This window comes from Streptomyces sp. NBC_01320 (assembly GCF_035974375.1).
Classification (GTDB): domain Bacteria; phylum Actinomycetota; class Actinomycetes; order Streptomycetales; family Streptomycetaceae; genus Streptomyces; species Streptomyces yanii.
Genome location: NZ_CP108390.1, coordinates 8,797,854 through 8,818,651, shown reverse-complemented (window position 1 = coordinate 8,818,651; position 20,798 = coordinate 8,797,854). Strand labels below are relative to the sequence as shown.

Sequence of the window (20,798 nt, the reverse complement as noted above, 5' to 3'; positions counted from 1 at the left end):
CCGTGCGCAGCCCCGCAGCGGCAGCCTCCGCACGGGCAACGAATAGGCGCCGCAGCGGAGTTCCCGGGTCGGTCCGGGAACTCCGCGGCGGCGCCGGTGCGTTGTGCGGGGTCAGCCGCGGGAGGAGGAGCCGCTCTGGCTGCCGGGACCGTCGTAGTCCTCACCGTACGCGCCCTTGGCGGGCCGGCGGCGGCGCAGCGGGGCCTCCACACCGTCGGCCAGACGGCGCGCGGTGACGAGGAAGCCGGTGTGGCCGATCATGCGGTGGTCCGGGCGGACCGCGAGCCCCTCGACGTGCCAGTTGCGGATCATCGATTCCCAGGGCTGCGGTTCGGCGAAGCAGCCGATCTCGCGGATGGACTCGACGGTCCGGGCGAGCTGGGTGGTGGTCGCGACGTAGGCGCAGAGGATGCCGCCGGGGACGAGCGCCTTGGAGACGGCCTCCAGACATTCCCAGGGGGCGAGCATGTCGAGGATGACCCGGTCGACATCGGTGTCGGAGAGGTTGTCCTGGAGGTCGCCGACGGTGAGCTGCCACGCGGGGTGCGGCTCGCCGAAGTAGCGCTCGACGTTCTGCTGGGCGATCTCCGCGAAGTCCTCGCGGCGCTCGTACGAGTGCAGCATGCCCTGGTCGCCGATGGCGCGGAGCAGGAACGTGGAGAGCGAGCCGGAGCCGACGCCGGCTTCCACGACGCGGGCGCCGGGGAAGATGTCGGCGAACGCCAGGATCTGCCCCGCGTCCTTGGGGTAGACCACGGCGGCGCCGCGGGGCATGGACAGGACGTAGTCGGGGAGCAGGGGGCGCAGCGCGAGGTAGGCGACGTTTCCCGTGGTTCGGACCACACTGCCCTCGGGAGCACCGATCAGCTCGTCGTGCGGGAAAGAACCCTTGTGGGTGTGGAAGTTCTTTCCGGCTTCGAGCGTGAAGGTGTAGTGGCGTCCCTTGGGGTCGGTGAGCTGGACCTGGTCCCCGACCTTGAAGGGCCCGCGTCGGCGGGCGGCACCGGTCGGTTCAGACATGTGACCAGCGTACCGGTGTTTCCCGGGGCTCCGACCGCGCGCCGGAGAGCCTGTCCGACCGGCCCGACCGGCCGGCCGGACAGGCTCTCAGGCGGCGGGGCGGGCCATGGCGGCGACGAAGGCGCGTTCGACGTCGGCGGTGGAGAGGACTCCGTAGATCTCGCCGGTCTCTTCGAGAACCAGGTATTCGGTGGCGGGGCTGGCCTTCAGGGTGTCGAGGAGTTCTTCGCCGGTGAGTTCGGCGGAGATCATCATTCCGACGGTCAGGTCCTGGGCGAGGGCGCTGACGGCGACCCAGGGGCGGCGGTGTTCGGGGACGGAGACGATGGCGGCCTCGCGGACGACGGCCTTGGGGTCGCCGTGTCCGTCGACGACGACGAGGGCGCGGGCGCCTGCCTCGTTGGCGCGGCGGAGCGCTTCGGAGAGGGGGGTGGCGGCTTCCACCGGGACGGCGCGGCGGGTGAGGGTGCGGGCGCGCAGCTCGGGGAGGTGTTCGCGCAGGCGGGCCATGCGGAGGCTGTTGCCCGCCCCGGTCCAGATGATGGCGGCGAGGATCGCGGCGAGCAGGGCGTCGGTGACGGTGTCCATGCCGCTGACGTCGTCGGGGTTGTTCCCGAGCCCGCCGGTGTGGGTGAGGAGCGGGAGGCCGATCAGGACGGTGACGGCGAGAGCGCGCCCGACCCAGGCGGCGGCGACGGTGCCGCTCATGGCGCGGCCGGTGATCTTCCAGACGACGGCACGGAGCATGCGGCCGCCGTCGAGCGGGAGGCCGGGCAGCAGGTTGAAGGCGGCGACGATGAGGTTGGAGATCATCAGTCCGGCGAGCAGGACGCCGGGGACGGTGCCGGGTTCGACGAACTTCATGGCGACGTAGAAGACGCCGGCGAGCACCAGGGAGAGCAGGGGACCGACAAAGGCGAGAACGAATTCGCGGCCGGGGGTCTCGGACTCCTTCTCGATCTCGGAGACGCCGCCGAAGAACTGCAGCTGGATGCGGCGCACGGGGAGCTTGTAGCGGAGCGCGGCGACCGTGTGCGCGAGTTCGTGGACGAGCACGGAGGCGTAGAAGGCGATCGCGAAGAAGAGGGAGACCAGATAGCGGACCGCGCCGAGTTCGGGCAGGACCCGGTCGAGCTGGCCGCCGAAGACCCAGGTGATGAGCGCCGCGACGAGGAACCAGCTGGGCGCGACGTATACCGGCACGCCGAAGGGGCGGCCCATCAGGAGCCCGCCGCCCGGCTCCCGGGGGCGCCGCGGTTTGCCGTTCTCGGGCGCGGCGGGGTCCGTTCCGCCGGCGCCGGGCTGCGGCTGCCCGCTGTCGCCGCTCTCGTCCACGGGGTCCCTTCGGTCGGTGCCGTTCGGCACGATCATGCAGTGTGCGAGGGTCTGTCGTCGATGGTATGTCGCCCATGGCCTCCCGCCCTATCGCGGGGGACGCCACGAGTGTCAGTGGCGGGTCGTAGGGTCTTCGTCATGACTTCCGTGTCCCGGCCGCCGCAGCCACCTTCGTCCCTGTCGCCGTCGCGGGCGAGCGACTTCATGCAGTGTCCTCTGCTGTACCGGTTCCGGGTGATCGACAGGCTGCCGGAGAAGCCCAGTGAGGCGGCTACCCGGGGCACGCTGGTGCATGCGGTGCTGGAGCGGCTCTTCGACGCACCGGCGGCGGAGCGTACGGCGGGCCGGGCGACGGCGATGGTTCCCGGCCAGTGGGACCGGCTGCTGGAGTCGAAGCCGGAGCTGTCGGAGCTGTTCGCGGAGGATGCGGAGGGCGAGCGGCTGGCGCGCTGGCTGTCGGAGGCGGAGAGCCTGGTGGAGCGGTGGTTCTCGCTCGAGGATCCGACGCGCCTGGAGCCGGCCGAGCGGGAGATGTTCGTCGAGACGGAGCTGGAGTCGGGGCTGCGACTGCGCGGGGTGATCGACCGGATCGATGTGGCGCCGACGGGCGAGGTCCGGATCGTCGACTACAAGACGGGGAAGGCGCCGCGGCCGGAGTATGCGGAGGGCGCGTTGTTCCAGATGAAGTTCTACGCCCTGGTGATCTGGCGGCTGAAGGGTGTGGTGCCGCGCCGGCTGCAGCTGGTCTATCTGGGCAGCGGCGACGTCATGACGTACGACCCGGTCGTGGCGGATCTGGAGCGGGTGGAGCGGAAGCTGCTGGCGTTGTGGGACGCGATCCGGCTGGCCACGGAGACGGGCGAGTGGCGGCCGCGGCCGACGAAGCTGTGCGGCTGGTGCGACCACCAGGCAGTCTGTCCGGAATTCGGCGGGACTCCCCCGGTCTATCCGTTGTCCGTCCGCCCGGCCGTTCCGGGGCAGGGTGTGCAGGGCAGAATGGACCCGGTCCAGGCCGAGGCCATCCGGCCGGCGGCCGCTGAAGGAGCTTGAGGAGATCTGGTGGCAATCCGCGTCCTACTGGTCGACGACCAGCCGCTGCTGCGCACCGGCTTCCGGATGATTCTTGAGGCGGAGGGTGATCTGGCGGTGGTGGGCGAGGCCGGTGACGGTCTCCAGGCTCTCGATCAGGTGCGGGCGCTGCAGCCCGATGTGGTGCTGATGGACATCCGTATGCCGCGGATGGACGGGGTCGAGGCGACGCGTCAGATCACGGGGCCGGGCCGGGACGGCCCGGCGAAGGTGCTGGTGCTGACCACGTTCGATCTCGACGAGTACGTGGTGGAGGCGTTGCGCGCCGGTGCCAGCGGCTTCCTGCTGAAGGACGCTCCGGCCAATGAGCTGGTGCAGGCGATCCGGGTGGTCGCGGCAGGCGAGGCGATGCTGGCCCCGAGCATCACGCGCAGACTGCTGGACAAGTACGCGGATCATCTGCCGTCGGGCGAGGATCCCGTGCCGGACACCCTCCACACGCTGACGGAGCGTGAGGTGGAGGTGCTGAAGCTGGTCGCGCGCGGTCTGTCGAATGCGGAGATCGCCGCCGATCTGTTCGTCAGCGAGACGACGGTCAAGACGCATGTGGGCCATGTGCTGACGAAGCTGGGGCTGCGCGACCGGGTCCAGGCCGCGGTCTACGCGTACGAGAGCGGACTGGTGCGCCCCGGCGCCCAGTGATCCGGCCGGTGCGACCGGGACCGGGCGCCGGGGCGGCGCCGGGGTTCAGGCGGCGCTGCGGCCGAGCTCCCAGAACTGGAGGTCGGCGGAGGCGTTGACCGACCACTCGACGCCGGTGAGGCCTTCGCGGGAGGCAATGTACTGCTTCCCCTGCCAGATCGGGAGCACAGGAACGTCGGTGGCGACGAGGTCCTGGAGCTTCTGGAAGGTCGGAGAGGCGGCGGTGCGGTCGGCGGCGCGGCGGGACTGCGGGATCAGCGTGTTCTGGGCCAGCGTGGACTTGTAGGGCGAGTTGAGGAAGTTGTTCTTGTCGAGGAATGGCGCCATGTAGTTGTCCGGGTCCGGGAAGTCCGGGAACCAGCCCAGGCCGTAGACGGCGTAGTCGCCGCGCTTCTGTGCCGCCCGGTACTTCGCCCAGGGGGTGCCCTGGATGGTGACGTCGAACAAGCCGGTGGCGTTCAGTTGCTTCTTCAGCGTCTTGAACTCGTCGGCGGTGGCCGGACCGTAGTAGTCGGTCGTGTAGTGCAGGGTGAACTTCACCGGGGTCTCGATGCCGACGGCCTGCAGCAGGGCGGCGGCCTTGCCGGTGCTGGGCTCGCCGTACTTGTTGTAGAACGAGTTGGTGTGCCCGGTGATGCTGGACGGGATCAGCGAGTAGAGCGGCTCGGCGGTGGCGCCGTAGACCTGGCCGGCGATCTGGCCGCGGTCGATGACCTGGGCGATGGCCTGGCGGACGGCCTTGTTCTTCACCGCGGGGTCGGTGGTGTCGAAGCCCAGGTAGCTGATGGCGAGGCCGGGCATCTCGGTGAGCTTGATGCCGTCCTTCGGCTTCTGCAGCATCAGCTTCGCCTGACCGGGCGACATGGTGCGGGTCATCATGTCGATCTTCTTGTCGTCGAGTGCCTTGCCCATCGCCGCGGCGTCGGGGAAGAGGTCGAGTTCGACCTTTTCGTTGAGGACCTTCAGATCGCCCTTGTACTTCGGATTCCTGGTGAAGACGACCTTGTCGACCTGGTTGTTCCTGACTTCCGGCTTCATCGTGTAGGGGCCGGAGCCGTCGACCTGGAAGCCTTCGCGCGGGGACTTCGCCGGGTACTTGCTCTTCGGCACGATGCCGGCGGCCGGGGTGGCGAGCTTGTAGGGGAAGGTCGCGTCCGGCGTCTTCAGGTGGAAGACGACTTCGTTGTCGTCGCGGGTCTCGATCGTGTCGATGTTGGCGAGCAGGCCGACGGGTCCGTTGTCGGAGTCGATGCCGATGACCCGGTTGATGGAGTACTTGACGTCCTCGGCGGTGACGGGCTTGCCGCTCGCGAAGGTGAGACCGCTGCGCAGCCTGCAGCGGTAGCTCTCGTTCTGCCGGTCGGTGAACGTACAGCTCTCGGCGGCCTCGGGGACGGGTTCGCCGCCGCCGCGCGGGATGTGGGTCAGCGTCTGGACGGTCTGCCGCAGGATGTTCCAGACGCCTGCTTCGTAGCCGATGGCGGGGTCGAGCGGCGCGGGGTTGTCCTCGGTGGCGACGAACTGGTCCGTGGTGCCGACAACGATGGCGGCGTTGCCATCGCTCCCACCGTCCGTCGCGCCGCAGGCGGCGAGTACGGGGGCGAGCAGGCCGACGACGGCCGGCAGCACCAGAGTCTTGCGGTTCATCTTGGACGTTCTCCCTCATCCGGCCATTGAGAAAACGACATTAGTGGGAGCCGCCGGTAATCCCTGACCGGTGGCGTTCCATGCGTAATCAAATGGTGAAGGGAATTGTCGCCGCGCCGATTTCCCGGGCAGGGAAGGTTTCGTGCAGGACTCCACGAATCGAGACAATTGGGCGGATCAAAACAGGCATTTCGGGCGATCTGGAGGGAGGCCGCGAGCCTTCGAGGTGACCAAGCTCACCCCCGAGCCAATCCCCGCCTTGGCGTGCTCTCGACTTTTCCCTACGTATGCGTGACGAAATGCGCACACGGCCACGCCGAGAGCTTTTCTATTCATTCACAGAAATACTCTCGGTACGGGGATCAATGCATTCCCGTGACCAGGCCGCGGAGAAATGCGAGATCGACTTCTTCGAGCGAGCCCACCACGACCCGGCCCGATGCGGGCGCGATCGGTGCGACGGACGGTACGGCGACGACCCAGCAGCCGGCGGCCTCTGCCGCGGCGACACCGGTTGCGGTGTCCTCGATGACCGCACAGCGCCCGGGGGCCGCCCCGAAGCCGGAGGCGGCGGTGAGGTAGGGCTCCGGGTGCGGCTTCGTCCGGGAGACCTCGTCACCTGCGACGGTGAGCGAGAAGTGGTGGTGGCCGACCGAGTCCAGCACCCGGTCGATGATGCGCCGGTGCGAGGCGGAGACCAGGGCGGTCGGGACCTCGTGCGCCACCAGTTCGGCGAGCAGCCGTGCGGCACCCGGCATCAGCGGCACACCGCGGTCGATGCGCTCCTCGAAGCGGTCGTTGAGCAGCACGGTGAGCTCCGGGAGGGTGATGTCCGCACCGGTGACATCGATGAGATACCCGGCGCTGCGGGTCATCGGCCCGCCGACGACCACCTCCTTCCACGCCTCGTCCAGCCGGTACCCGAGGTCGGCGAAGACCGCCACCTCGGCCTCCCACCAGAAACCCTCGGTATCGACCAGGGTGCCGTCCATGTCGAGGAAGACGGCCTGCAGGGCGGCGCCTTCAGCCGTACGGATCAAGGACGCGGGGACCGTACTGGTCATGCGGCACACCTTCCATGAGGGACGAGAAGGCCGGCCGCCTTTTCCAGCAAAAGGGCGGCCGGCCTGCACTGGACCGACCAGTGTACGACTTGTCCCGCTACGGCGCGTCGGACATTTCCTTACCGCGCGTTGAAGTACTTCGCCTCCGGGTGGTGGATGACGATCGCGTCCGTGGACTGCTCCGGGTGGAGCTGGAACTCCTCGGACAGGTGGACACCGATCCGCTCGGGCTGCAACAGGTCGGCGATCTTCGCCCGGTCCTCCAGGTCGGGGCAGGCCCCGTAGCCGAGGGAGAAGCGTGCGCCGCGGTACTTCAGCGCGAACATGTCCTCGACCGCGGCCGGGTCCTCGCCGCCGAAGCCGAACTCGGAACGGACCCGGGCGTGCCAGTACTCGGCGAGGGCCTCGGCGAGCTGGACGGAGAGGCCGTGCAGCTCCAGGTAGTCGCGGTAGGAATTGGCCTCGAAGAGCTTTGCGGTCTCGCCGCCGATCTTCGAACCGACGGTGACGACCTGGAGACCGATCACGTCCGTCTCACCGGACTCCTCCGGGCGGAAGAAGTCCGCGAGGCAGAGGCGGCGGCCGCGGCGCTGGCGCGGGAAGGTGAAGCGGGTGCGCTCGGAACCGTCCTCGTGCAGCAGGATCAGGTCGTCGCCCTTGGAGACGCACGGGAAGTAGCCGTAGACCACGGCGGCTTCCAGCAGGTTCTCCGTGTGCAGCTTGTCGAGCCAGCCGCGCAGGTGCGGGCGGCCCTCGGTCTCCACGAGCTCCTCGTACGTCGGTCCGTCACCGGCGCGGGCCTGCTTGAGGCCCCACTGGCCCTTGAAGAGCGCACCCTCGTCGAGCCAGGAGGCGTACTCCTTGAGCTGGATGCCCTTGACGACACGGGTGCCCCAGAACGGCGGTTCGGGGACCGGGTTGTCGGTGGCGACATCGGACCGTACGCCGTCCTCGGGCTCCTCGACCTCCAGTACGGCGGTCTCCCGCCTGGGGACGCGGCGCTGCTTCAGCTCGGGAAGGGCGGCGCCGGGAACGCCGCGCTTGACCGCGATCAGGGCGTCCATGAGGCGCAGGCCCTCGAACGCGTCGCGGGCGTAGCGGACCTCGCCCTCGTAGATCTCGTGGAGGTCCTGCTCGACATAGGCCCTGGTGAGAGCCGCGCCGCCGAGGATCACCGGATATTCGGCGGCCAGCTTGCGCTGGTTCAGCTCCTCCAGGTTCTCCTTCATGATCACGGTGGACTTCACCAGGAGACCGGACATGCCGATGACATCGGCGCGGTGCTCCTGCGCGGCTTCCAGGATCGCGGAGACCGGCTGCTTGATGCCGATGTTGACGACGTTGAAGCCGTTGTTGGACAGGATGATGTCGACGAGGTTCTTGCCGATGTCGTGGACGTCGCCGCGGACGGTGGCCAGAACGATCGTGCCCTTGCCCTCCGCGTCGGACTTCTCCATGTGCGGTTCCAGGTAGGCCACGGCGGACTTCATGACCTCGGCGGACTGGAGCACGAACGGCAGCTGCATCTGACCGGAGCCGAACAGCTCGCCGACGACCTTCATGCCCTCGAGCAGCGTGTCGTTGACGATGTCGAGAGCCGGACGGGTCCGCAGTGCCTCGTCGAGGTCGGTCTCCAGGCCGTTCTTCTCACCGTCGATGATGCGGCGCTGGAGGCGCTCGTCGAGCGGCAGCGCGAGGAGCTCCTCGGCCTTGCCGGCCTTCATCGACTTCATGTTGACGCCCTCGAACAGCTCCATGAGCCGCTGCAGCGGGTCGTAGCCTTCGGCGCGGCGGTCGTAGATGAGGTCGAGTGCGACCTTGACCTGCTCCTCCTCCAGGCGCGCGATCGGCAGGATCTTCGAGGCGTGCACGATGGCGGAGTCGAGACCGGCCTTGACGCACTCGTCGAGGAAGACGGAGTTCAGGACGACCCGGGCGGCCGGGTTGAGACCGAAGGAGATGTTCGACAGGCCGAGCGTGGTCTGGACGTCGGGATGGCGCCGCTTCAGTTCGCGGATGGCGCCGATGGTGGCGACGCCGTCCTTGCGTGACTCCTCCTGCCCGGTGCAGATGGTGAAGGTCAGCGTGTCGATGAGGATGTCCGACTCATGGATGCCCCAGTTCCCGGTCAGATCCTCGATCAGCCGCTCGGCGACGGCGACCTTGTGCTCGACGGTGCGGGCCTGGCCCTCCTCGTCGATCGTGAGAGCGATCAGCGCGGCGCCGTGCTCGGCGGCCAGTTGCGTGACCTTGGCGAAGCGCGACTCAGGTCCGTCGCCGTCCTCGTAGTTGACGGAGTTGAGGACCGCCCGGCCGCCGAGCTTCTCCAGGCCTGCCCGCAGGACCGGCAGCTCGGTGGAGTCGAGCACGATCGGGAGCGTGGAGGCGGTGGCGAAGCGGCCGGCCAGCTCGTCCATGTCCGCGACACCGTCCCGGCCGACGTAGTCGACGCAGAGGTCGAGCATGTGCGCGCCCTCGCGGATCTGGTCGCGCGCCATCTCCACGCAGTCGTCCCAGCGGGCCTCCAGCATGGCCTCGCGGAACTTCTTGGATCCGTTGGCGTTCGTACGCTCGCCGATGGCGAGGTACGAGGTGTCCTGGCGGAACGGGACCGTCTGGTACAGCGAGGCGGCGCCAGGCTCGGGGCGAGGGTCACGGGGGGTGAGGGCGGCGCCGCGGACGCGTTCGACGACCTGGCGCAGGTGCTCCGGAGTCGTACCGCAGCAGCCGCCGACCAGCGAGAGGCCGTACTCCTGGACGAACGTCTCCTGCGCGTCGGCCAGCCCTTCGGGACCGAGCGGGAAGTGCGCGCCGTCCTTGGTGAGCACCGGCAGTCCGGCGTTGGGCATGCAGAGCAACGGGATGCGGGAGTGGCGCGTGAGGTAGCGCAGGTGCTCGCTCATCTCCGCCGGGCCGGTCGAGCAGTTCAGACCGATCATGTCGACGCCGAGCGGTTCGAGCGCGGTCAGCGCGGCGCCGATCTCCGAGCCGAGCAGCATGGTGCCGGTCGTCTCGAACGCCAGCGAGCACAGCAGCGGGAGGTCGCTGCCCATCGCCTCCAGCGCCCGCCGCGCACCCAGTACCGCGGCCTTGGTCTGGAGGAGGTCCTGCGTCGTCTCGATGATGAGCGCGTCCGCGCCGCCCGCGATCAGTCCTTCGGCGTTCTGCTGGAAACCGTCGCGGAGCACGGTGTACGGCGCGTGGCCCAGCGTCGGCAGCTTGGTGCCGGGGCCGATGGAGCCGAGCACCCAGCGCTGCTGCCCGGTGGAGGCAGTGAACTCGTCGGCCACCTCGCGGGCGATGCGCGCGCCGGACTCGGACAGTTCATGGATGCGCTCGGGAATGTCGTACTCGCCCAGGGCGGAGGCGTTGGCACCGAAGGTGTTCGTCTCGACGCAGTCCACCCCGACCGCGAAGTACTCCTCGTGCACCGAGCGCACGATGTCCGGGCGGGTGACGTTGAGGATCTCGTTGCAGCCTTCGAGGTTCTGGAAGTCCTCAAGGGTGGGGTCCTGCGCCTGGAGCATGGTGCCCATGGCACCGTCGGCCACCACCACGCGGGTGGCGAGTGCCTCGCGGAGGGCTTCGGCTCGGTTCCGGCTGTCGGCGGAAGGGGTCGGCGACGGGGCCATGGATGTACTCCCAGGGATGCGACGGCTGTCGGCTTTGCGGCTTCGGTGGAGGCCGCACCTCGTCAGGGTAGCCGGGTGCCGCCTTCGACCGTCACTGTGTCCCACGGAACGGACGGCATGCTGTGCGGGGGAATGTCCGGGGGGTGCGGCGCAGCAGGCTCGCCGCAGGATCGAGCATCGGTCGGCATCGACCGATAGTGTTCAGCATTGTCGAACCATAGTGGAGGAGTACGGCGCCATGGCCAAGAACATCCAGTCGCTCGAACGGGCGGCGGCGATGCTGCGTCTGCTGGCAGGCGGCGAACGGCGGCTGGGGCTGTCCGACATCGCCTCCTCCCTGGGCCTGGCCAAGGGCACCGCGCACGGCATTCTGCGCACGCTCCAGCACGAGGGCTTCGTGGAGCAGGACGGGGCCTCGGGGCGCTACCAACTGGGTGCCGAGCTGCTGCGCCTGGGCAACAGCTATCTGGACGTCCACGAGCTGCGGGCGCGCGCCCTGGTCTGGACGGACGACCTGGCCCGCTCCAGCGGCGAGAGCGCCCACCTGGGGGTCCTGCACCAGCAGGGCGTCCTGATCGTGCACCACGTCTTCCGCCCCGACGACAGCAGGCAGGTCCTGGAGGTCGGGGCCATGCAGCCGCTGCACTCCACCGCGCTGGGCAAGGTGCTCGCGGCGTACGACCCGGTGGCGCACACCGAGGCCATCGAGGCCGAGCGGAAGCCTTTCACCGCGCGCACCGTCACCGACCTGGAGGAGTTCGAGTCGGTGCTCTCGCTGACCCGGGCGCGCGGCTGGGCGGACGACGTGGAGGAGACGTGGGAGGGGGTGGCCGCGGTGGCCGCACCGATCCACGACCGGCGCCGGATGCCGGTCGGCGCGGTTGCCGTGACCGGAGCGGTGGAGCGCATCTGCTCCGGGGGCGAGCTCCGTCCGGAGCTGGTCGCGGCAGTACGGGACTGCGCCCGGGCGGTTTCCCGGGATCTCGGCGCCGGGCGCTTCTGACCGCACTGGCGGATCATCGGTAACGATCGGGTCAAAGGCCCAGGAACTCTTGACGCTTCATTCACCAGGGGGAAACACTGCCGTCCATCGGTCGACATTGTCGAACGCCTAACGGCAATACGCGCTAGGGTGTGACAGTGCCAAGGGCCGGTCAAGCCCTCACCTGAGGGCACGAACCACCGGAGGGACCCGGGGTTCGGCTTCCCTGGACGAAGGACAAAGGAGTCGCGGGTGTCCAGCTCCGACATCTTCATCGGCGAGACCATCGGTACCGCCGTACTCATCCTCCTCGGCGGCGGTGTCTGTGCCGCCGTCACTCTCAAGCACTCCAAGGCACAGAACGCCGGCTGGCTCGCCATCACCTTCGGATGGGGCTTCGCGGTGCTGACCGCCGCGTATCTGGCCGGTGGGGTGTCGGGGGCACACCTCAACCCCGCGGTCACCATCGGCCTTGCGATCAAGGGCGCCACCCCGTGGAGCGACGTACCGCTGTACCTCGGCTCCCAGCTGCTCGGCGCGATGATCGGCGCGGTGCTGGTCTGGCTGACGTACTACGGGCAGTTCCGGGCCCATCTGACCGACCCGGAGACGCTGTACAGCCAGCCGAGTGAAGAGGGCATGGTCGACCAGGCCGCCGCCCCGAAGGCCGGCCCGGTGCTGGGCATCTTCTCGACGGGCCCGGAGATCCGGAACGCCGTCCAGAACGTGATCACCGAAGTCATCGCCACCGTCGTGCTGGTCCTGGCGATCCTCACGCAGGGTCTGAACAACAACGGTGACGGCCTCGGGACGCTCGGCGCGCTGATCACCGCCCTGGTCGTCGTCGCCATCGGTCTCTCGCTCGGCGGCCCGACCGGTTACGCAATCAACCCGGTTCGCGACCTCGGGCCGCGTATCGTGCACGCGCTGCTGCCGCTGCCGAACAAGGGCGGTTCCGACTGGGGCTACGCCTGGATCCCGGTCGTCGGCCCCCTCATCGGCGGTGCGATCGCGGGCGGGCTCTACAACGTCGCCTTCGCGTGAGCCGTAGAGCTCGGAGCCGTAACCCTCAGATCTCACAGACCTCCAGGAGCACACCGTGACCGACGCACACACCACCGGCCCATTCATCGCGGCCATCGACCAGGGCACCACCTCCAGCCGATGCATCGTCTTCGACAAGGACGGCCGGATCGTCTCCGTCGACCAGAAGGAGCACGAGCAGATCTTCCCGAAGCCCGGCTGGGTCGAGCACAACGCGACCGAGATCTGGGAGAACGTCCAGGAGGTCGTCGCCGGCGCCATCGTCAAGGCGGGCATCACGGCCGCCGACGTCAAGGCGATCGGCATCACCAACCAGCGCGAGACCACGCTGCTCTGGGACAAGAACACCGGTGAGCCCGTCCACAACGCGATCGTCTGGCAGGACACCCGCACCGACGCGCTCTGCAAGGAACTCGGCCGCAATGTCGGCCAGGACCGGTTCCGCCGCGAGACCGGGCTGCCGCTCGCCTCGTACTTCTCCGGTCCCAAGGTCCGCTGGCTGCTCGACAACGTCGAGGGACTGCGCGAGCGCGCCGAGCGCGGCGACATCCTCTTCGGCACCATGGACTCCTGGGTCATCTGGAACCTGACCGGCGGCGCCGACGGCGGCGTGCACGTCACCGACGTCACCAACGCCTCGCGCACCCTCCTGATGAACCTGCACGAGATGACGTGGGACCAGCGGATCCTCCAGTCGATGGAGATCCCCGCCGCCGTGCTGCCGGAGATCCGGTCCTCCGCCGAGGTGTACGGCCTCGCCAAGGACGGCGTCCTGGCCGGCGTCCCGGTCGCGTCCGCGCTCGGCGACCAGCAGGCGGCCCTCTTCGGCCAGACCTGTTTCTCCGAGGGCGAGGCCAAGTCCACGTACGGCACGGGCACCTTCATGCTGATGAACACCGGCGAGACGCCCGTCAACTCCTACAACGGACTGCTGACGACCGTCGGCTACCGGATCGGCGACCAGAAGCCGGTCTACGCCCTGGAAGGCTCCATCGCCGTCACCGGTTCGCTCGTGCAGTGGATGCGCGACCAGATGGGTCTGATCAAGTCCGCCGCCGAGATCGAGACGCTGGCCTCGTCGGTCGAGGACAACGGCGGCGCGTACTTCGTGCCCGCCTTCTCGGGTCTCTTCGCCCCGTACTGGCGCTCCGACGCCCGCGGTGTCATCGCCGGACTCACCAGGTACGTCACCAAGGCGCACATCGCCCGTGCCGTCCTCGAGGCCACCGCCTGGCAGACCCGCGAGATCACCGACGCCATGACCAAGGACTCCGGGGTCGAGCTGGCCGCCCTCAAGGTCGACGGCGGTATGACCTCCAACAACTTGCTGATGCAGACGCTCGCCGACTTCCTGGACGCGCCCGTGGTGCGGCCCATGGTCGCCGAGACGACCTGCCTCGGCGCCGCCTACGCCGCCGGTCTCGCCGTCGGCTTCTGGCCGGACACCGACGCGCTGCGCGCCAACTGGCGCCGGGCCGCCGAGTGGACCCCCCGCATGGACGCGGACACCCGCGAACGCGAGTACAAGAGCTGGCTCAAGGCCGTGGAACGTTCCATGGGCTGGCTCGACGACAACACCGCCGAGGAGTAATCGACATGACCACCCTGCAGAGCGTCCCGGCACTCGGGACGCACCCGGCCTCCGGCTCCCTTCCGAGCCGCGCCGAGACTCGGGAGCAGCTCTCCAAGGCGACGTACGACCTCCTGGTGATCGGTGGCGGAATCCTGGGCATCTCCACCGCCTGGCACGCCGCGCAGTCCGGGCTGCGGGTGGCCCTGGTGGACGCCGGCGACTTCGCCGGCGCCACCTCCTCCGCCTCCTCCAAGCTGCTCCACGGCGGTCTGCGCTACCTGCAGACCGGTGCGGTGAAGCTGGTCGCGGAGAACCACTTCGAGCGCCGTGCGGTGTCCCGCCAAGTGGCTCCGCACCTGGCCAATCCGCTCACCTTCTATCTGCCGGTCTACAAGGGCGGCCCGCACGGTGCGGCCAAGCTCGGCGCTGGTGTGTTCGCGTACTCGGCGCTGTCCGCGTTCGGTGACGGCGTCGGCCATGTGATCAGCCCGGCGAAGGCGCAGCGCGATGTGCCGGAGCTGCGCACGGACAATCTGAAGGCGGTCGCGGTCTACGGCGACGACCAGATGAACGACGCGCGGATGGCGCTGATGACGGTCCGCGCGGCCGTCGACGCCGGTGCGGTCGTCCTCAACCATGCCGCGGTCACCGGGCTGCGGTTCACCAAGGGCCGGGTGACGGGCGCCGACCTGGAGGACCGTACGGACGGCACGGAGTTCGGCGTCACCGCCCGGCTGGTGCTGAACGCCACCGGCCCGTGGGTCGACCATCTGCGGAAGATGGAGGACCCGAACGCGGCGCCTTCGATACGCCTGTCCAAGGGCGCGCACCTCGTCCTGAAGCGCACCCGCCCCTGGAAGGCCGCGCTCGCCACCCCGATCGACAAGTACCGCATCACGTTCGCCCTGCCGTGGGAGGACATGCTGCTGCTCGGCACGACGGACGAGGAGTACGAGGGCGATCCGGCGGACGTCGCGGTCAACGAAAAGGACACCGCGCAGATCCTGGACGAGGCGGCGTTCTCGATCAAGGACCAGCAGCTGTCCCGCGATCTGATCACGTACTCCTTCGCGGGTCTGCGGGTGCTGCCGGGCGGTCCCGGCGACACCTCCAAGGCCAAGCGCGAGACGGTCGTGACGGAGGGCCGCGGCGGGATGCTCTCGGTCGCGGGCGGCAAGTGGACGACCTTCCGCCACATCGGCCGCACGGTGATGAACAAGCTGGCCGCGCTCCCCGGGCATCCGCTGGCCGAGGACATGGAGCCCATGGCGCATCTGCCGAAGAAGCTCCCGCTGCCCGGTATCGCCAACCCGAACGCGGTCGCGCACCGGCTGCTGATCGACGGTGGAACGCCCGGACCGCGGATGTCCGCCGACACCGCCCGGCACCTCGCCACGCACTACGGCTCGCTCTCCTTCGACATCGCGCGGCTGGCGAACGAGAACCCGGCGCTGGCCGAGCGCATCCACCCGGACGCGCCGGAGATCTGGGCACAGGTCGCCTACGCGCGTGACCACGAGTGGGCGGAGACGGCCGACGACGTGCTGCGCCGCCGCACGACGCTGACCATCCGGGGCCTGGCCACGGACGAGATCCGGACCAGGGTCGAGGGAATGCTGGCCGACAAGGGCTGACCGGTACCGGCAACGGCTGGTGCACGGGCGGGGGCGGTTTCCACGGGGGGAGCCGCCCCCGCCCGCGTACCCGCTGTGACCTGGGGCGGCCGGTGGACGTGCCATACGGCTGCCATGCGCGCGCAATGTGACGCGGGGGACAGTGGAAGCCATGAAGTTCTCGGTGCTCTCCCTCGTCGGCCATGCCCCTCACCCGCTGACCGGCGAACTCCCGTCCGCGGCCGACCGGATCGCGGAGGTGATCGAGACCGGCGCGGTGGCGGAGCGGCTCGGCGAGGAGGCCATCGCGGACGGGCCCCAGCTGATCGGCAGCCCGCAGCAGATCATCGACAAGATCCTCGGCTGGCACGAGGTGTACGGTCACGATCTGCAGTCGGTCTCCGTGGACGGATTCGGGCTGAGCCACCCCGAACAGATCGAGACACTGCAGCGCTTCGCGGAGGAAGTCGCTCCGGTGGTACGGCGCGAGGCTCCGTCGACGCTCTGGAATTGAGCGATCGATCACCTCCTGCGGCAGACGGGGTTCTTCCGCCTGATCCGACCCCCATAATGAAGGGATACATCGGATGTCTTGTGCCGAGGTCTGATCCCGTCCGAATCCAGGAGGACCGTCATGGCTGTCACCGACGAGGCGATCGAGAAGATCAAGGGAATGATCGTCTCGGGTGCGCTGCGGCCAGGCGACCGGCTGCCCAAGGAGAGCGAACTGGCGGCGGAGCTCGGGCTCTCCCGCAACTCGCTCCGGGAGGCCGTCCGCGCCCTGTCGCTGATCCGCATCCTCGACGTCCGGCAGGGTGACGGCACGTACGTCACCAGCCTCGACCCGCAGCTGCTGCTGGAGGCGCTGAGCTTCGTCGTGGACTTCCACCGCGACGACACGGTGCTGGAGTTCCTGGCGGTCCGCCGGATCCTGGAGCCCGCCGCGACGGCGATGGCGGCGACGCGGATCAGCGAGGCGCAGCTGGACGTGCTGAGCTCCCAGCTGGACGCGCTGGGCGCGCAGCCGTCGGTGGAGGAGCTGGTCGCCTGCGACCTGGAGTTCCACCGCGGCATCGTGCAGTCGTCCGGGAATTCGGTGCTCTGCTCACTGCTCGACGGTCTCTCCGGGCCGACGACGCGGGCCCGTGTCTGGCGCGGACTGACACAGGAGGACGCGGTCAGCCGGACGCTGCACGAGCACCGGGCGATCGTGTCGGCGCTGCGGGACCGGGATGCGGAGGCTGCGCGGGCCTGGGCGACGGTGCATGTGGCGAGCGTGGAGCAGTGGCTGAGGTCGACGCTGTGACATGCGTACGGGCCGGTGCGCGGAACCCTCCGCGCACCGGCCCGTACGGACCCCGGTTCAGTCCTGCTTCTCGCCGCTCGCGAAGCGCGAGATGACCAGGGCGACAATGATGATCGCGCCGTTGAGGAACTGGTTCCACAGTGCCGGGACGCCGCCGAGGGTCATCACATTGACCACCAACTGCAGCGTCAGCACTCCGGTCAGCGCACCGAACAGCGTGCCACGACCGCCCTTGAGGCTGATGCCGCCGATGACCGCCGCGGCGAACACCTGGAAGATCCAGCCGTTGCCCTGCGTCGCGGCGACCGCCCCGTAGTGGCCGGTGTAGAGGATGCCCGCGAAGGCCGCCAGCAGACCGCCGATGGCAAGCACGATCCAGGTGACCCGGTCGACCCGGATGCCCGCGGCCCGCGCCGCTTCCGGGTTACCCCCGATCGCGTACAGCGAACGCCCGTGGCGCAGCCAGGCCAGCGCCGCGCCGCCGATCGCGAAGAGCACCAGACAGATCCAGACCGCGGCCGGTGCGCCGAGCCACTCGCTCTTGCCGAGGTAGCGGAACGACTCCGGGACGTCGGTGATGGACTTGCCCTCGGTGATGCCGATGTGGAGTCCGCGCAGCATGGTGAGCATGCCGAGCGTGGCGATGAAGCCGTTGACCCGGAGCTTCAGCATCAGGAAGCCGTTGATCGCGCCGATCGCGAGCCCCACCAGCAGGCAGAGCGGGATCGCCGACCAGGTGGGCAGCAGGCCGAGGCCGGCGAAGCGGCCGCCCTCGGTGGGCAGCACCAGCCACATGGCGACGACGGGCGCGATGCCGATCGTCGACTCCAGGGACAGGTCCATCCGTCCGCAGATGAGGATCAGGGCCTGGCCGAGGACCAGCAGGCTGAGTTCGGAGGACTGCTGGACGACGCTGATCAGGTTGTCGGAGGTGAGGAAGACCGGCGAGACGATGAAGCCGATCACCATCAGCACCAGGATCACCGGCACCAGGGAGAAGTCGCTCCACCGGATCAGCTTGAGCCGGCTCAGCGGGCTGTCGTCGCCGAGCCCGCCCCCCAGTCCCCCGTTGATGTCGTCGGCCGTCGACGGCCGTATCGTGCCGGTCATTCCCTTTCCCCCACACCTTCCATGGCGGCGACGAGTTCCCCGTCGGTCCACCCGCTTCCGAACGTTGCAACCACTCGCCCGTGGAATAGGGCGAGCACCCGGTCGCAGACCCGCAGATCGTCCAGCTCGTCCGAGACGACGACTGCGGCATTGCCCTCGTCGGCGACCCGCCGGACGACGCCGAGCAGCGAGTCCTTGGACTTGACGTCCACACCCGCGGTGGGCCGGACCGCGACCAGCACGCTCGGCTTACGGGCCAGTGCGCGGGCGACCACCACCTTCTGCTGGTTTCCGCCCGACAGCCCGGCGACGGGCTGTTCGGGTCCCTGTGTCTTGATGTCCAGCGACTCGATCATCGACCGTGCGAACTCCCTGGTACGGGAGGGCAGTACGGTCCCCCACGGGCCGAGCTGGTCGGTGACCGTGAGGGTGGCGTTCTCGGCGACGCTGCGTCCCAGGACAAGGCCCTGGTCGTGCCGGTCCTCGGGGATGTACCCGATTCCGGCGTCCAGCGCGTGCGGCACGCTGCCGGACGGCACCGTCCTGCCATGCACGGAGACCGTGCCGCCGTCGGCCTTCCGCATCCCGGCGAGTGCCTCACCGAGTGCGGTGTTGCCGCTGGCCGCGGATCCGGCGAGGCCGAGCACCTCGCCGGGGCGGACCTGGAGGTCCAGCGGCTCGAACTGGCCCTCCAGGGAGAGCCCTTCGGTGCGCAGGACGGGCTCCACCGACGCGTCCTGTACCGCTGTCCGGTCACCGCCCGCATGCCAGGCGGCGGGTCCGCTGCCCTTCTCGCCCGTCATCGCCGTGACCAGTTCGGTCTTGGTGAGGTCGGCGACCGGAGCGGTCAGGACGTGGCGTGCGTCGCGGTAGACAGTGACGGCGGTGCACAGGTCGTACACCTCCTGCAGATGATGGGAGATGAACAGGAACGCCACTCCCTGGCTCTGCAGTTCCCTGAGCTTGTCGAAGAGCCGCCCGATGCCGCGGGCATCGAGCTGGGCGGTCGGTTCGTCCAGGATGATCAGCCGGGCGCCGAAGGACAGCGCCCGCGCGATCTCGACGAACTGCCGCTGCTCCACGGCCAGATCCCTGGCCCGGGTGTTGGGGTCGACCTGGACGCCGTACTCGGCGAGGAGCTGCTCCGCACGCCTGCGGAGCCTTCCCCAGCTGATCCACCGCGACTCGTCGTCCAGCCGGCCGAGGAAGAGGTTCTCGGCGACGGTCAGATCGGGGACGACCATGGACTTCTGGTACACGCAGGCGACCTTCGACTGCCAGGCCGTGGTGTCCCCGAAGGCGGGCGCGGGCTCCCCGCCGAAGCGGACCGTGCCCGCGTCCGCCTTGTGCAGCCCCGTCAGGACGCTGACCAGCGTGGACTTGCCCGCGCCGTTACGGCCGACGAGGGCATGGGACTCCCCGGGCTGCACGGTGAGCTGTACACCGTCGAGCGCCACGGTGGGCCCGAAGCGTTTGACGACGCCTTCCGCCTGTACGGCAGGTGGTGCCTTTTCCATCAGACCCCTTCTCAGCGAAGCGCTGAAGTCATGTCGGTGCCCTGCCCTCGGGCGGTGGTCAGGGCTTGGCCGCGTCTCGGCTCTTCGTTGCCGGGAGGGAAGCCCTCTCGGCAACGAGAGGGAGGAGTCACGGCTAGCCCTTCTTCTCCAGCTGATTGGCCCACAGCTTCGGGTCGTCGACGTTGTCCTTGGTCACCAGGGGCGCGGGGAGCTGGTCCTCGAAGCCGTTCGGGATCTTGATGATGTTCGAGTCGTGGTCGGTCGGTCCCTCCTTGAAGGTCTTACCGTCCAGGGCCGCCTTGGCGTAGTACAGCGCGTACTTCGCGTACAGGTCGGCGGGCTGCGAGATCGTCGCGTCGATCTTGCCCGCCCTGATGGCGTCGAACTCCTCCGGGATGCCGTCGTTGGAGATGATCGTGATGTGGCCCGCCGTACCGGCCGGCTTCAGCAGCTTCTTCTGCTCCAGCAGCGCGAGGGTCGGCTGCAGGAAGACACCGCCGGCCTGCATGTAGATACCGCTGATGTCGGGGTTCGCGGCGAGCGTGGACTGGAGCTTGGCGGACGCGACGTCGCCCTTCCAGTCGGTGGCCAGCTCGAAGACCTTGATGCCCGGGTAGTCCTTGTCCATGCAGGCCTTGAACGCCTCGGACCGGTCGCGGCCGTTGATCGAGGACAGGTCGCCCTGGAACTCGACGACCTTGCCCTTGCCCTTCAGCTGCTCGCCGAGGTACTTGCAGGCGTTGGTTCCGTACGCCTTGTTGTCGGCGCGGACGACCATGTAGACGTTGCCCTTGTCGGGGCGGGTGTCGACGCTGATGACCGGAATCTTCTTGTCGTTCAGCGAGTTCAGCGACTCGGCGATGGCGCCGGTGTCCTGCGGGGCCATCACGACGGCCTTGGCGCCCTGGTCGGTGAACGTCTGGACATTGGCGACGAGCTTGCCGATGTCGTTCTGCGAGTTGGTCAGCGGCAGTGCCTTGACCTCACCCGCCTTGACGCCCTTCTCGACGTAGTTCTGGTACGAGTTCCAGAAGTCGCTGTCGCTGCGCGGCAGGTCGATACCGACCTTTCCGGCGCCCGCGCCGTCATCGGTGGACTCGCGGTTGCAGCCCGCGAGGGCAGTGACGGCCAGCAGCACGGCGCAGGCTGCCGCACTCGTCGTACGCACTCTCATTGGTGTCCCGTCCTTCGTGGAGTACTGGCTCGGTGCTCGGTTGGGTGGTG

15 protein-coding genes and 1 pseudogene are annotated in these 20,798 nt (G+C 68.9%); 8 read left to right on the top strand and 8 right to left on the bottom strand.

Annotated elements, in window-relative coordinates:
• Positions 1 to 111: 111 nt before the first annotated feature.
• Both OG395_RS40045 and OG395_RS40040 read right to left on the bottom strand, forming a co-directional pair.
• Complete coding sequence (locus OG395_RS40045; RefSeq protein ID WP_037700492.1) at positions 112 to 1,020, bottom strand: tRNA (adenine-N1)-methyltransferase; 909 nt, start codon at positions 1,018 to 1,020, stop codon at positions 112 to 114.
• A gap of 87 nt (positions 1,021 to 1,107) precedes the next feature.
• Entirely contained in the window at positions 1,108 to 2,355 is a 1,248-nt protein-coding gene (locus OG395_RS40040; protein ID WP_327249609.1) for a site-2 protease family protein, read from the bottom strand.
• A gap of 204 nt (positions 2,356 to 2,559) precedes the next feature.
• On the opposite strand from OG395_RS40040, the gene OG395_RS40035 reads away from it, so the two are divergent.
• The gene (locus OG395_RS40035; RefSeq protein ID WP_327249608.1) at positions 2,560 to 3,405 is read left to right on the top strand and encodes a RecB family exonuclease; all 846 of its coding nucleotides are present in this window, start codon (positions 2,560 to 2,562) and stop codon (positions 3,403 to 3,405) included.
• A 9-nt stretch (positions 3,406 to 3,414) separates the two neighbouring features.
• The gene (locus OG395_RS40030; RefSeq protein ID WP_266987616.1) at positions 3,415 to 4,086 is read left to right on the top strand and encodes a response regulator; all 672 of its coding nucleotides are present in this window, start codon (positions 3,415 to 3,417) and stop codon (positions 4,084 to 4,086) included.
• A gap of 45 nt (positions 4,087 to 4,131) precedes the next feature.
• Here the strand turns inward: OG395_RS40030 and OG395_RS40025 are convergent, their stop codons facing one another.
• The 3 genes from OG395_RS40025 to metH all read right to left on the bottom strand — a co-directional run bounded on the left by OG395_RS40025 (position 4,132) and on the right by metH (position 10,429).
• Positions 4,132 to 5,733, bottom strand: a complete 1,602-nt coding sequence (locus OG395_RS40025; RefSeq protein WP_327247295.1) for an ABC transporter substrate-binding protein — start codon at positions 5,731 to 5,733, stop codon at positions 4,132 to 4,134.
• Positions 5,734 to 6,095: 362 nt separating this feature from the next.
• The gene (locus OG395_RS40020; RefSeq protein ID WP_327247294.1) at positions 6,096 to 6,797 is read right to left on the bottom strand and encodes an HAD family hydrolase; all 702 of its coding nucleotides are present in this window, start codon (positions 6,795 to 6,797) and stop codon (positions 6,096 to 6,098) included.
• Between the two features lie 119 nt (positions 6,798 to 6,916).
• Positions 6,917 to 10,429 (bottom strand): methionine synthase, encoded by a 3,513-nt coding sequence (metH, locus tag OG395_RS40015; RefSeq protein WP_327247293.1) that lies wholly within the window; start codon positions 10,427 to 10,429, stop codon positions 6,917 to 6,919.
• A gap of 238 nt (positions 10,430 to 10,667) precedes the next feature.
• On the opposite strand from metH, the gene OG395_RS40010 reads away from it, so the two are divergent.
• The 6 genes and pseudogenes from OG395_RS40010 to OG395_RS39985 all read left to right on the top strand — a co-directional run bounded on the left by OG395_RS40010 (position 10,668) and on the right by OG395_RS39985 (position 16,947).
• The gene (locus OG395_RS40010; RefSeq protein ID WP_327247292.1) at positions 10,668 to 11,432 is read left to right on the top strand and encodes an IclR family transcriptional regulator; all 765 of its coding nucleotides are present in this window, start codon (positions 10,668 to 10,670) and stop codon (positions 11,430 to 11,432) included.
• Between the two features lie 231 nt (positions 11,433 to 11,663).
• Positions 11,664 to 12,455 (top strand): MIP/aquaporin family protein, encoded by a 792-nt coding sequence (locus OG395_RS40005; RefSeq protein WP_327247291.1) that lies wholly within the window; start codon positions 11,664 to 11,666, stop codon positions 12,453 to 12,455.
• Positions 12,456 to 12,510: 55 nt separating this feature from the next.
• Positions 12,511 to 14,046 carry a glycerol kinase GlpK gene (gene glpK / locus OG395_RS40000; protein WP_327247290.1) on the top strand — a complete coding sequence of 512 codons (1,536 nt, stop codon included), beginning with the start codon at positions 12,511 to 12,513 and terminating at the stop codon, positions 14,044 to 14,046.
• A 5-nt stretch (positions 14,047 to 14,051) separates the two neighbouring features.
• Complete coding sequence (locus OG395_RS39995) at positions 14,052 to 15,662, top strand: glycerol-3-phosphate dehydrogenase/oxidase (RefSeq protein WP_327247289.1); 1,611 nt, start codon at positions 14,052 to 14,054, stop codon at positions 15,660 to 15,662.
• A gap of 274 nt (positions 15,663 to 15,936) precedes the next feature.
• Positions 15,937 to 16,155: pseudogene (locus OG395_RS39990) on the top strand (LLM class flavin-dependent oxidoreductase); the annotation flags it as partial.
• 120 nt (positions 16,156 to 16,275) lie between these two features.
• On the top strand, positions 16,276 to 16,947 hold the full coding sequence (locus tag OG395_RS39985; RefSeq protein WP_037700470.1) for a FadR/GntR family transcriptional regulator: 672 nt from the start codon (positions 16,276 to 16,278) through the stop codon (positions 16,945 to 16,947).
• 57 nt (positions 16,948 to 17,004) lie between these two features.
• On the opposite strand, the gene OG395_RS39980 is transcribed toward OG395_RS39985, so the two are convergent.
• The 3 genes from OG395_RS39980 to OG395_RS39970 form a co-directional block, all read right to left on the bottom strand.
• Positions 17,005 to 18,057 carry an ABC transporter permease gene (locus OG395_RS39980; protein WP_266987600.1) on the bottom strand — a complete coding sequence of 351 codons (1,053 nt, stop codon included), beginning with the start codon at positions 18,055 to 18,057 and terminating at the stop codon, positions 17,005 to 17,007.
• Positions 18,054 to 19,574: a sugar ABC transporter ATP-binding protein gene (locus OG395_RS39975; protein WP_327247288.1), complete on the bottom strand. Its 1,521-nt coding sequence runs from the start codon at positions 19,572 to 19,574 to the stop codon at positions 18,054 to 18,056. The genes OG395_RS39980 and OG395_RS39975 overlap by 4 nt, the downstream gene beginning before the upstream one ends.
• Positions 19,575 to 19,707: 133 nt before the next feature.
• Positions 19,708 to 20,748, bottom strand: a complete 1,041-nt coding sequence (locus OG395_RS39970) for a sugar ABC transporter substrate-binding protein (RefSeq protein WP_327247287.1) — start codon at positions 20,746 to 20,748, stop codon at positions 19,708 to 19,710.
• Positions 20,749 to 20,798: the final 50 nt, after the last annotated feature.